11 protein-coding genes are annotated in these 11,985 nt (G+C 43.3%); 2 read left to right on the top strand and 9 right to left on the bottom strand.

Annotated features, from left to right (window positions below; translation table 11 throughout):
• The first annotated feature begins 92 nt into the window (after positions 1–92).
• Complete coding sequence (locus tag EV695_RS19675; protein WP_131907713.1) at positions 93–920, top strand: hypothetical protein; 828 nt, start codon at positions 93–95, stop codon at positions 918–920.
• Between the two features lie 113 nt (positions 921–1,033).
• On the opposite strand, the gene EV695_RS19670 is transcribed toward EV695_RS19675, so the two are convergent.
• Together EV695_RS19670 and EV695_RS19665 are read right to left on the bottom strand one after the other, a co-directional pair.
• Entirely contained in the window at positions 1,034–2,224 is a 1,191-nt protein-coding gene (locus tag EV695_RS19670) for a cystathionine gamma-synthase family protein (protein WP_131907712.1), read from the bottom strand.
• A gap of 524 nt (positions 2,225–2,748) precedes the next feature.
• Complete coding sequence (locus tag EV695_RS19665) at positions 2,749–3,750, bottom strand: ankyrin repeat domain-containing protein (RefSeq protein WP_131907711.1); 1,002 nt, start codon at positions 3,748–3,750, stop codon at positions 2,749–2,751.
• Between the two features lie 309 nt (positions 3,751–4,059).
• Here EV695_RS19665 and EV695_RS19660 point away from each other — a divergent pair, with 309 nt between their 5' ends.
• Positions 4,060–5,076: an asparaginase gene (locus EV695_RS19660; protein WP_131907710.1), complete on the top strand. Its 1,017-nt coding sequence runs from the start codon at positions 4,060–4,062 to the stop codon at positions 5,074–5,076.
• 103 nt (positions 5,077–5,179) lie between these two features.
• On the opposite strand, the gene EV695_RS19655 is transcribed toward EV695_RS19660, so the two are convergent.
• From EV695_RS19655 to EV695_RS19625, 7 genes are all read right to left on the bottom strand, one after another.
• Positions 5,180–6,793, bottom strand: coding sequence for a glutamate synthase-related protein (locus EV695_RS19655; protein WP_131907709.1), 1,614 nt, complete (start codon positions 6,791–6,793; stop codon positions 5,180–5,182).
• Positions 6,794–6,982: 189 nt separating this feature from the next.
• A complete protein-coding gene (locus EV695_RS19650; protein ID WP_131907708.1) occupies positions 6,983–7,342 on the bottom strand; it encodes a VOC family protein in 360 nt (119 codons plus the stop codon).
• Between the two features lie 12 nt (positions 7,343–7,354).
• Positions 7,355–8,350: a N(2)-acetyl-L-2,4-diaminobutanoate deacetylase DoeB gene (doeB, locus tag EV695_RS19645; protein WP_131907707.1), complete on the bottom strand. Its 996-nt coding sequence runs from the start codon at positions 8,348–8,350 to the stop codon at positions 7,355–7,357.
• A gap of 18 nt (positions 8,351–8,368) precedes the next feature.
• Entirely contained in the window at positions 8,369–9,550 is a 1,182-nt protein-coding gene (locus EV695_RS19640; RefSeq protein ID WP_131907706.1) for a M24 family metallopeptidase, read from the bottom strand.
• 131 nt (positions 9,551–9,681) lie between these two features.
• Positions 9,682–10,761 carry a threonine aldolase family protein gene (locus tag EV695_RS19635; protein ID WP_131907705.1) on the bottom strand — a complete coding sequence of 360 codons (1,080 nt, stop codon included), beginning with the start codon at positions 10,759–10,761 and terminating at the stop codon, positions 9,682–9,684.
• Positions 10,762–10,985: 224 nt separating this feature from the next.
• On the bottom strand, positions 10,986–11,363 hold the full coding sequence (locus tag EV695_RS19630; RefSeq protein WP_131907704.1) for a hypothetical protein: 378 nt from the start codon (positions 11,361–11,363) through the stop codon (positions 10,986–10,988).
• Positions 11,364–11,440: 77 nt separating this feature from the next.
• Positions 11,441–11,956 (bottom strand): GNAT family N-acetyltransferase, encoded by a 516-nt coding sequence (locus tag EV695_RS19625; RefSeq protein WP_131907703.1) that lies wholly within the window; start codon positions 11,954–11,956, stop codon positions 11,441–11,443.
• Between the last annotated feature and the right edge of the window lie 29 nt (positions 11,957–11,985).

Genomic DNA, 11,985 nt, shown 5'->3' with positions numbered 1-11,985 from the left:
TCCGTTTGTCTCTTGGTTCACCCTTCAGATTAAGCTTGCTATACAATAGAAACCAATCGCTATATAAAAAATTATAAAAACAAGGTTCGCCAATGAAAGCCATTCTAATCACTATTGCTCTCTCAGCAGTATTCTTATTTATCTTAAAAGCTAACGTGAGTGGCTCTGGTGATCAGGCCGAAAAAGAAAAAGCAGAAAGTCTTGTTAGAACGGTAGAGGTCAAATGTGCAGTTGCCGTTAATGGGATGATCCGTGGCGGACTGCCACCTTGTGATATGTTCCCTGATAAAAAGTCCAATAAAAAGAAATATAAGCCACCTTACGTTGTTGATGATATTGCCTACAAAAATTATAACGACTTTAGTAATAAAATGATGATGAAGCAAAATGCACAACGTGACGCCTACGTAGAATATAAAAATCAATATCAGCAAGGTTTGACTGAATATCATGAAACCCAGCGTGAAATTGCTTATGCAAGCACGCGTAAAAAAGTTGCTGAAAGAGATGCAAAAAACGCTGCTTATTTAGCTAAAAAAGAAGAAACTAAAATGCTGCGTAAGAAAGGGCAAAAAGCTAAAGCCCGTGTGATGAAGTGTAAACGCTCTTCTGGAGAAACGTATTACTCGAATGATTGTTCTGGCAATAAAGCAGAGAAAGAACTCAGAATAGTAAAACTCCCAAAGCAAGACTATCAACATAGATCAACCTATAGAGCTGATAAAGCCAATGAAGATAAACTAGCCAGTACGATTATCTATAAAGAACCTAAAGAAAAACAATACTCAAGTCTGGCAGAAAGAGAACGAGACACCAGAAAGTATTACGAAGAAATGTTTAATAATTCCGGCTTTTCTAAAGCAGAAGTAAAGAGAAAAGTAGATAAGTATGTGAATGAAACTATGTCTTTATATAGATAGTAAATCACACCCTCCTACTTATAGGCCTTTTTTACAGATCTTCTGTTAAGAACTCTAAAAAAGCCGCTATAAGTAGGGGGGTGGATAAGCGTTTCAACAATAAACGAAACGCGTTATAGGTAACTTAAAGCCTGTTCCAAGTCAGCAAGTAAATCTTCAACATCTTCAATACCCGTTGAATATCTAACCAAACCTTCAGGGATTCCAGCCTTCGCACGTTCTTCTGCAGTACATTCTACGTGACTGGTCGTTACTGGTGGGCCAACAACCGTTTCAACACAACCTAGATTCGCTGCCATGTGCGCGTATTTCAGTTTTGGTAAAAAGGTCTTGATTGCATCTAATCCGCCTTTAACAGAGAAGCTCAGCATGCCGCCGTAGCCCTTCATTTGTGCTTTTGCTACATCGTGATGCGGATGAGATTCAAGTCCCGGGTAGTTCACATGATCAACCGCAGGATGATTGTTTAACCAGGTTGCGATAGTCATTGCACTTTGGTTTTGACGCTGAACACGTAAGCTAAGCGTTTTCATACCACGAATAAAGCTATAAGCATCCATCGGCGAAAGCGTCGCACCATTGATTTCGCGGTAGTGGTAAACCATTTTGATCAAATCTTTATTGCCGCAAGCAACGCCACCTAAAGCATCTGCATGCCCACCCAGGTATTTAGACGCAGAGTGCAAGACTAAATCAGCACCGAGTAGTAACGGGTTCTGATTGATAGGAGTAGCAAAGGTATTATCAACAACAACCAAAGCGCCGACCTTTTTAGCCGCAGCCGCTAGTCGTTTGATATCGATGATTTTTACCGTCGGATTAGTTGGCGTTTCCAGATACAGCATGGTGCAGCCTTTAGCCACTTCTGCTTCAATCTCTTCGTATTCGATGGTATTACAAAGGGTTACATCGACATTCAGTGGCGGTAAAAACTCAGTGAATATTTTATTCGTTCCACCGTAACTGTCTTTGATAGAAACAACGCGATCGCCCGGGCGTAAGAAAGTCCCGAAGATATTACTAATAGCCGCCATGCCGCTAGAAAAGCTCGTCGCAGCTTCTGCGCTTTCAAGTTCTTTTACTTTGTCTTCAAACGCACGAACCGTAGGATTGGTATTGCGTGAATAGATATGCCCTGGCTCTTCTTCAAGAGCCACTTTGTGCCACGTATCGATATCTTTATAAGCGAAAGAAACACTGTGAACAACAGGGACCTGAGTAGAGCGTTCGTAAAGTTCGTGTTCTTGTTCGCCGCCCCAGATGCTAAGGGTAGATTTGCCAGGAATATGGGTATTGTCAGTCATTGATAGCTCCTTGTAACTGATATGAGAAAAAGACGAATTTGGTCTTCAACAGAAAGAATCTGAATTAGAGTAAATACGAGTTAATTTCAAGGCAGCGCTTCGAGAGCCTTTATCTTGATGGTGTCATCATACTCATGACAGGAGTTTTGTAAAGAGTAAAAGCGGTTTCGTAGCGGAGCTACGAGTTCATTTATTTTGCGCAGCCAAAATAAACCGAACCAAGCAAAAGGCTGCCTCAAGCAAGCCGCAAGCGGTTCCCTCACTACTCAAAAATTGACGCGGTTTTAGAACTCGTTCCTAAAGTCGCTCAAACAGCTAAAACCTTAATCGTCAATTTTCTGCGTGGCTCGGCTTGTTTGGAAGGAGATTTAATACTTCGCTAGAGCTGAAAAAGTGCCTAAAAGTATGGGGGTGACTTTGGTTGACTGTCCTATTTTCTTTTTAATCACCTCTCGGCTTTGAATGATATTACGTTTTTGTTTTTTAAAATGTAAATAGAATTTATGCAGAGCTGAGGCCTTTATTTACAGTGAATCCGCCGACTTAGCACCTTGCTTTACTAAGTAAGTAATCATTCTTTTTGTTCCAAACTTTCTTGCGCTATCTAGGGGCGTTTTTCCAGATCGGTCTATGGCATTAATATCAGCGCCTTTTTCAACGAGATATTTAACCGTAGGCACATACAAGCTTTGTACCGCCAGATGCAAAGGCATTTCTTTGTTGGCAGTCGCTTGATTGACATCAACACCTTTACTCAAAAGTACATCGAGTATTCCAATGTACCCAAGTCTTGCTGCGATATGTATGGCTTGTCTTTTGTTTCTTGGATCTGTTGTTGTTATGTCAGCACCTTTTTCGAGTAAATATTCAGCTATTTCAACGTGGTTTTCGTTGACTGCGATAATTAAGGCATCGAATCCTTTGTTATTTTTTAGCGTTAAGTCTGCGCCTTTTGAAACAAGATATTTAACAATGTCCAAATTCTTTTCTGTAACAGCAATCAGTAATGGCGTAAAACCTGAATCATTCTTTTGATTGATGTCGACTCCAGTCTCAATCAATTTTTTTACATCATCAACACCATAGCGTTCGGCGATATAAGATAGATCTTTTGTATGTGGTTTTAAACCAAAGTCTGTTCTGGATTTGTGCAGGGTGTGATTGCTCGTCAGGATTTCACAAGGCGCAGTAAATGGATTCTTTTTGGATTTCTTTCTTTTCTTCTCACATCGGTTAATGACCATTTTAATGGCATCATCAACAGATGTTTTAAGCGCAACATAGGTGCAGTAAGCGGTTTTTTCTTTGTTTCTAGGGGCATAAAGAAACGCTTTAGGATTCTTCTTTTTCAGATAGCGTTTAAATGATGTTCGGCAATAGGGCGTATCCAAAATATCCATTGTGTTATTTCTAAACTGTAATAAATCAGAGGCGTTTTCGTTATCAATGGATGTATCTGCTGCTACAAAGGTCACGGGTAAAAACAGCGACAGAAACAATGAAAAGAGTATAAAGAGCAATCTCATTACATATCCTCGATTAGTAGCTTAGGGGAAAGACCTATCGCGCCTTTCTATTGTTGGGTTCATATTTTGGGGATCATGTTGCTGGGTTCATCTTACAGGTAAACATTGCAAAGACAAAAAAAGGGGAGGGTAGCAAAGGAGTGTGCTGCTGATAATCTGTTCGGGTTACTGATTGATGCTTTCTTTACAACAATAAGCAATGCTTCTGAGTTAAGTGGTGTAAGATTCTATAAGAGACTTAATCTGTGTTCCCTTAAAGCTGTTACATAGTATTCATTTAATCAATCCGTATTTAGGAATATCCGTAGCATGCCTTATGAGTTGTTAGTAGAAGTTACACGAAATAATACCGTCGAAAGTCAGCACTTTGGTGCGGCCGTCGTCTGTGACATTAAGGGCGATGTTGTTGAAAGCTGGGGAGATGTCGATACACTGATTTTTCCGCGTTCTGCATTAAAGCCGATGCTGGCAATTCATCTGATAGAGAGCGGGGCGAGTGACCATTTTGGGCTCACTGATGCACAGTTATCATTAGCCTGTTCGTCTCATCAGGGTGAAGATATTCATCAAAATCTGGTGGAGTCCTGGCTCGATCACCTTGGCCTTAAAGAAGACGATTTGGCGTGTGGTCCCGTTCTACCTGAAGATACCGAACGTGCCCATCAGTTATTAAAGTCTGGGCAAACAGGTTGCCGAATCCATCACAATTGCTCGGGTAAACATACCGGGTTTTTAACCACGGCACTTCACCTTGGTATGCCACTGGAAAATTACCACCTGCTGGAACATCCATTGCAACAATTATCGTTCGATATATTGTCTGATCTCGCAGGGATCGATCTCCAACAGTACCCAATGGGAATCGACGGCTGTGGTTTACCCGCCCCGACAATGCCGTTACACAAACTTGGCTATGTCATGGCTCGCTTTGCCAACCCGATTGATCTATCAGAAAAGCGCGCTAAAGCGATTTATCGTCTGCATCAGGCGATTACTAATGAACCGCTTTATATCGCAGGGCATGGAACCTTGGTCAGTGAATTGAACGAAATCACCAAAGGTTCAGTGCTCGCTAAAACCGGTGCCGAAGGTGTTATCACCGCATGCCTGCCTGAACGAGGCTTGGGAGTTGCGGTTAAAATTGCAGATGGAAGTGCTCGGGCGCGCTCTGTCGCATTGTTGTCCATCCTCGATCATTTAGGCGCGTTGACTGATGAGCACAAAGATAAGCTCCACAAACACATCTCCCCAGTATTAATCAATTCAAGAGGAGAAACAGTGGGAGATATTCGTGTTGGCAAGTCCTGGCTGAATAGCCGTGACTGATCTATAGCTGAGTTGATTAGATATTCTCCCAAGGCATAAAAAAAGTTCCCCAAAGGTGGGGGGTGCATCAATTTATTAATCAATACACTCATAGAATGAAAGACTAAGAAACACCACCATATTCAATGCCTGTTAAATGCGCCATTTCCCGATTCCAGGTGGTTAAGTCATCGATACAGAATTTACTCACGTGATCATGCCCACAGGCTCTCGCCATTACTTGCATTAGCTCGGTAGAGGCTTGAAAGAAATTATTCAGTTGCTCTGCGCCCTTTTCAATTTTTAAACGCTGTCTCAAATGCGGTTTTTGCGTAGCGATGCCAACCGGGCAATTATTGGTGTGACAAGCGCGCATTCCTAAACAGCCAATGGCTTGAATCGCTGAATTTGAAACGGCTATGGCATCTGCGCCCAGCGCCATTGCTTTAATGAAATCAGCGGGTATTCGCAAACCACCTGTAGCAACCAAGGTAATATCTCTTCTTCCTTTTAAATCGAGATAACGTCGCGCGCGTGCCAATGCGGGAATGGTGGGCACGGATATATTGTCGCGGAATAATAAGGGGGCTGCACCCGTGCCGCCGCCGCGTCCGTCGAGAATGATATAGTCCACGCCGATTTGTAAGGCAGCTTCGATATCACGTTCGATATGCTGGGCTGAAAGTTTGACACCAATAGGAATGCCGCCAGTTGCTTCGCGAACGTCATCCGCAAAGCGACGGTAATCATCGACGTGCTCCCAATCAGGAAAGCGCGAGGGTGATATCGCATCTTCACCTTCTTCTAAGCCACGTACTTCGGCAATTTTACCTGTGACCTTACTGCCTGGTAAATGTCCACCTGTGCCGGTTTTAGCGCCCTGACCGCCTTTAAAATGGAAGGCTTGAGCCTGTTTCACCTTATCCATGCTAAAGCCAAAACGTGCCGAGGCCAATTCATAAAAATAACGTGAGTTAGCTTCTTGTTCGGCAGGTAGCATGCCGCCTTCTCCAGAACATATTCCGGTTCCTGCAAGTTCTGCACCCATAGCCAATGTCACTTTCGCTTCTTCGGAGAGTGAGCCAAAACTCATGTCAGATACGAACAGCGGACGATCCAGTTCCAGAGGTTTATCTGCATTAGGACCGATAATCACTTTTGTACCCACTTCCGCATCGTCTAGTAACGGCACTTTATGCAATTGTGCGGTAAGGATTTGTATGTCTTCCCATTTTGGTAAATGATCGCGTGGCACTCCCATTGCGCCAACGCGGCCATGGTGTCCGACTTTGGATAAACCATGTTGAGCGAGGTGTTGAATATAATCGTTATGCGGCTCGTCTGGTGTTCCATGCAAGTCCTGATATAAACCTTGATAGGCATCACGATTATAGGGTTGAGGATTATCCACCAGCCACTCTTCTATTTCATCTTGATCAACCCATACCTTGCCGTCTTTTATCCAGGATGAAAAGCGCTTCAATCGTTCTTCGGGGTTATACGAACTGACTCCGGTTTTATAACTGTAATCCCAGTTATGAAGGCCGCAGATGATATTATCGTTGTCGATATGACCATCACTCATTAATGCACCACGATGCAGGCAACGCCCATAAAGCACGGAAACTTCCTCCTCATCTGGCCAGCGAATAATGACCAAATCTACACTTGATACCAAGGCATAAGCGGGTTTTTGTGGTTCGAGATCGTCCCAATCAGAAATGGATGTCTTATTCATAGCGTCACCTGGTTAGTGTATTAAATTGGATGTCTTTTATTATTATGGGTGTTCTATAGCGCAGAGCAGAGCCGTGTGTGAAATCAATCTACCAGAGATTTGCCGTAACTACAAAATGAAGGAAAGAGCATTGAAATCCTCGTGGTCTTCTTCTGATAAGAATTAATTGTTGTTTCTTATGCAAGAGAATCAATCAGCAGCCCAGAATTCGAGCCTGTGACCTTCGGGGTCGAAAAGATAAAATACTTTGGCACCCCATGAGTGATTTTTTATGGCAGTGGGGCTTAGTTCTACATCGAGCAAGTTTTGGTGGGTTTCGTCTATATCATCAACCTCAAAGGTGATTGTAATACCTTGCCCATGATTGCTTTTAATGGAGGTTTTTTCTGCGTTCGCAACACTCAAACGTGATGATTCGGTCAGTTTAAATTCGACAAACCAATCGTTTTCAGTGGTGATGCTTAAGCCTAATTTGGTTTTGTAAAACTCGACGCATTCTCGCCATTTCTCACAGTATAAAATGGTGTTGCTGGTTTTTATCGGCAACATTATTCAAGCCTCTTAAACGACCTGCGCAATCACGTTGATACAATCTCCCATTTTAATCCGTGTGGGGAAATGTCGCGAAATCACGGTGCCATCGCTGGGCGCAAGATATTCATGTGTTGGTGCGGCTGTTCTTTCAATCTCATGCACTCGTGCCATCAGCTGGCCTTTTGTCACGTGATCGCCGAGATTGATAAAGGGTTCTAATACGCCATTGTGTTCGGAGAATAGGAAGCAATCATCGCCAGACATATCTAAGGAAAAAGCCCCTGAAAGTGGGGGGGTGACTTCGCCTTCTAAAATACCTGCATGTTTCAGGAAGTTATCGACGCCCCGTTTGGCTATGGCATTGGTTTCAGGCGATGTGGTGCCGCCACCGCCAAGTTCGGTAGTCACAAATACTTTACCCATCGATTCTACCTGTGTGTCGTACAAACCAGCGGCATCAATTTCTACCATTTTCAAATCATAGGGCGCGCCGAAGGCTTTCATCGCTGCGCTGCACTTGGCTTCTTGTTCTTTGTTCTCTAATTCATGGCTGGCGGCGAACGGGACGAAGTCGAGCGTTTTTCCACCTGAATGAATATCCAATACATAATCTGCCATGGGTACTAGCGTGCGCGAAAAATAATCTGCAATCACATTAGTAACGGTTGATTTTGCTTTGCCCGGATAAATACGATTCATGTTTAAGCCGTCGATAGGCGATACGCGCGTGCCTTGCACGAATGCAGGGTAATTCATCGCGGGTACGATAATGATACGTCCCTGAACATCGTCGAATTTATTTCTAGCCGCTAAGTTATAGAGTGCGATTGGACCTTCGTATTCATCGCCATGATTACCGCCATTGAGTAATGCGGTTGGGCCACTACCATTTTTGATCTGGGTGATGGGAATCATAATCGAGCCCCAAGCAGATTCATTGGTCGAATGTGGCAGGCGTAAAAAACCGTGCTGGATGCCGTCTTTTTCGAAGTCTATCGTTGCTGTAATTGGATTCTTATTCATATTTCACTGTTTTATTCGTTAATCTTTAACCAGCATTTCGCGAGGTACATGGGAAAGGCATTCGCCACCCGATTCCGTGACAACAATACTTTCAGTGGTTTCAAACCCCCAGCCTTCTAGCCATAGTGCAGGCATGAAGTGGAATGTCATATTGGGTTCTAACACGCTGGTATCGTTTGTGCGGATCGACATCGTGCGTTCGCCCCAATCAGGCGGGTAGGAAACACCAATCGGATAACCACTGCGATTGTCTTTTTCGTAGCCGTGTTTTTTTAAGGTGCTGAAAAATGCCGTAGCCACTTCACCACAGGTATTGCCGGGTTTGAATTTATCTAAAGCGACGTCGATACATTCATTAATGACTTTTTCGACCTCGCGGTATTTTTGCGTCGGTTTGCCCAGATAGAGTGTTCGAGAGCAGGGGCAGTGGTAACGCGCATGTGCTGCGGCAAGTTCTAAGAACATGCCAGAATCAGTGCCGAGTTTTTCATCGTCCCATGTCATGTGGCTGGTCGCGGCTTCTTCTCGCAAACCCATCAGTGGAACGATTGAGGTGTAATCACCATAGGCTTCGGGCGTTCCTGTAATTGCAGCATGTGATATTTCAGCGGCTAACTCATTCTTCTGCATATCAGGTGTGACGACTTGCATGATGTGCTCATAGACCTTAGTGATAATAGTACCGGCAGAGCGCATGTATTCGAGTTCTTGTGGTGATTTAACGGCGCGTTGCCAGTTAACTAATGCCGTTGCATCGACGAAACTTGCATCTGGCAGTTTTGTATAGAGTGATTCAGCGGCACGTGCTGAAAAGTAGTAATTGTCTTTTTCGATGCCTGTTTTTTTATTGTGTAACTGCTTTTGTTGCAGAATATCCGCGAGGTATTCCATCGGGTGAATCTCAGGTGATTGCACATAATGATCAGGGTAGGGGATGACATTGTCTTCACTGAGATCAGTAGTGAGTTGCGCACCAACCGCATCGATGCCACGACCGAACCAGAAGAGGGTGTCGTCACTGCCTATAACCACGCATTGATGGGTGTAGAAAGACCAACCGTCATACCCTGTCAGCCAGTTCATATTTGCAGGGTCGTAAACGATCAGCAGGTCGAGTTCGGCGTGCTGCATTGCCTCGCGCGTTTTACGTTGTCTTTGCGTGTATTCGCTGGCGCTAAATCGTCTTCGGCTTTCTTTCATGGTCTATCCTTTGTCTATACTTCTTCGTTTATCAATGAAGTATTCTTATCAATAAGGCTGTTAACACTTTAGAAGCGTAGACCATAAATTCGGATTAGACTTAATCAAAAACGATGATTTTTTTATCTTTTTTACGTTTGGTTTGAAGTTGCATTCACTGCTGTTTTAACCGCGTCGAGAAGTGCATCAACTTCGGTAGCTTCAGTGTTCCATGCAGTGACAAAACGCGGCGGAGCAGTTTCGTCTAACTCACCTTCAGTGACACTGAAACCAGCGGCATTCAAGGCTTCAATAACGTCACGAGGAATATGCGCAAAAATCTCATTAGATTCGGTCGGAAAAGCCAATTCAATGCCTTTTATTTCAGCTAAACCCTGGCTGAGTCTTGCCGCCATTTCATTGGCGTGTCGTGCATTTCGTAACCAGACATCGTCAGTTAAATAAGCATCGAGTTGCGCTGAGATAAAACGCATTTTCGACAACAGCTGACCAGAGCGTTTATGCAAAAAAGGAAAAGATTGCACGAGTTCAGGTTTAAAAAACACCACGGCTTCTGCTGCGATACAACCATTTTTAGTGCCACCAAAAGACAAAACATCAACGCCCGATTTCCACGTCATTTCGGCAGGGCTTACATCTAAAGCAACAAGTCCGTTGGCAAAGCGAGCACCATCCATGTGTACACTCAATCCATTCTCATGCGCAGTTTTGGCAATCGCTGAAATCTCATTAAGTTGATACAAAGCACCTACTTCACAAGACTGGGTGATGCTGACTGTCGCTGGCTGTGCAGAATGCACATTGCCCGCACCACGAATCTTATCGGCTAAGGCATCGGCTGTGATTTTTCCGTTGTCACTGGATATTGGAACTAGTTTTGCACCACCCGTAAAGAACTCAGGCGCGCCACATTCATCAGTATTAATGTGCGACATCTCATGGCAAAACACTTTGCCGTATGACGGTGCCAGTGTTGCAAGTGCGAGTGCATTGGCAGCCGTTCCGCTGACTACGGGGTAGGCAATGACTTCAGTTTCAAATACTTCACTAAGCTTTTCTTGCAGTCGTTTGGAGTAGTCATCCTCACCGTAAGATTTCGCGATACCTGAATTTGCTTCGATGATTGCATCCATGACTTCAGGACAAGCGCTGGAAATATTATCTGAGGCGAAGCTGTTTTTTATGTTGTTATTGGGTGAATCTGATGACATTTTATTAAACCTAAAATTAGATAGCTTAGATTCTAGATCAAATTTAAATCTTCAGGTGGTTTAAACTTTTATTCCTGATGTGAAAAAACCTTAGGTTACCATCTGACACTGTACATCGACGTTTCCTTGCGGAATCTACGATGGACTTTTCTGGCTCTTGGTGAGCCTGGAAAAGCCACCCCCCTACTTATAGGCACTTTTTATAGATACTTTAAATAAGCAGGCTAACGAACAGGCGTCGTATAAATCCCAAACTTGGTAATCGTTTCGCGGAAGAACCAGTGATCTTTGCTTTTGCCGCCACAGATTTCAGTTTTTTCGCCGTTGGCAAAATTAGCCGCAACGTTAAAACCCATGCCAGGTTTATGATTGAGCGCGACGATTCGGCTTTCGTGTGGCTTCAACTGAACCAATGAAATCTTCTCTTGCAGATTTGCACTGCCGTGTTCGATGATCACCGATGGAAGTGTGGTGTCGGTATTGTTCAGTATTTCAACATACAATGGTTTCATTGGGTTTTTCAGTGAAAACCAGAAGACGGTGAGTGCTATGCCGATAACCAAAAACAATAGTGCATACGAAAGAGGGATACGTTTATTCATGACTCATTATGTTCTGGGGATATTTCACCAGCATTGATAATTAGCAAAACGGTTTCGAATACAATGCCAGTTAGCTTTTATGAGTTTGCTTCAATAACATAAATATCTTTCGTTCCGCGGTCTTTTATTTCACATGTTGAATGTAACTGCATGCCTATTTTATTTAACACTGACGATGACGCTTTATTTTTCGGAGCGACCAATGCCAGTAACCGTTGACACCCTAACGACCTCAAACCATATTCGATTTGTGCATGTCCAATTTCTGAGGCATAGCCTTTTCCCCAATGTTCTTTTCCTAGTACAAACCCGATTTCAAAATCTTTTTGTCCCAAAGTTGAGCATGCTAAAAGTCCTGAAAACCCAATGACAGTATTGTCACTTTTAAGAGCAAGTATTCCTAATTGCCTACCATTTCCATTGTGATCAAAGTTAGCATCAACAAAGTGCTTCGTTTCTTCTGTAGTTAGGGTGTTGCCTGAAAAAGCTTGTGACATGACTTCGGGATTAGAAAAAATGAGGTCATGCAATACATCAATGTCTGTATCTAAAACGGTTCTCAGAATTAAGCGGTCGGTACTTATAATATCCATAATTACTCATATAAAATTTATAAAGGTTT

The organism is Cocleimonas flava, assembly GCF_004339015.1.
Classification (GTDB): domain Bacteria; phylum Pseudomonadota; class Gammaproteobacteria; order Thiotrichales; family Thiotrichaceae; genus Cocleimonas; species Cocleimonas flava.
The sequence above is the reverse complement of the archived record's forward strand: the minus strand, read 5'-3'. Positions and strand labels throughout refer to the sequence as shown.

Coding starts and splice junctions, on each gene's coding strand:
- EV695_RS19675 (WP_131907713.1), top strand. CDS start 93: ATGAAAGCCATTCTAATCACTATTGCTCTCTCAGCAGTATTCTTATTT.
- EV695_RS19670 (WP_131907712.1), bottom strand. CDS start 2,224: ATGACTGACAATACCCATATTCCTGGCAAATCTACCCTTAGCATCTGG.
- EV695_RS19665 (WP_131907711.1), bottom strand. CDS start 3,750: ATGAGATTGCTCTTTATACTCTTTTCATTGTTTCTGTCGCTGTTTTTA.
- EV695_RS19660 (WP_131907710.1), top strand. CDS start 4,060: ATGCCTTATGAGTTGTTAGTAGAAGTTACACGAAATAATACCGTCGAA.
- EV695_RS19655 (WP_131907709.1), bottom strand. CDS start 6,793: ATGAATAAGACATCCATTTCTGATTGGGACGATCTCGAACCACAAAAA.
- EV695_RS19650 (WP_131907708.1), bottom strand. CDS start 7,342: ATGTTGCCGATAAAAACCAGCAACACCATTTTATACTGTGAGAAATGG.
- doeB (WP_131907707.1), bottom strand. CDS start 8,350: ATGAATAAGAATCCAATTACAGCAACGATAGACTTCGAAAAAGACGGC.
- EV695_RS19640 (WP_131907706.1), bottom strand. CDS start 9,550: ATGAAAGAAAGCCGAAGACGATTTAGCGCCAGCGAATACACGCAAAGA.
- EV695_RS19635 (WP_131907705.1), bottom strand. CDS start 10,761: ATGTCATCAGATTCACCCAATAACAACATAAAAAACAGCTTCGCCTCA.
- EV695_RS19630 (WP_131907704.1), bottom strand. CDS start 11,363: ATGAATAAACGTATCCCTCTTTCGTATGCACTATTGTTTTTGGTTATC.
- EV695_RS19625 (WP_131907703.1), bottom strand. CDS start 11,956: ATGGATATTATAAGTACCGACCGCTTAATTCTGAGAACCGTTTTAGAT.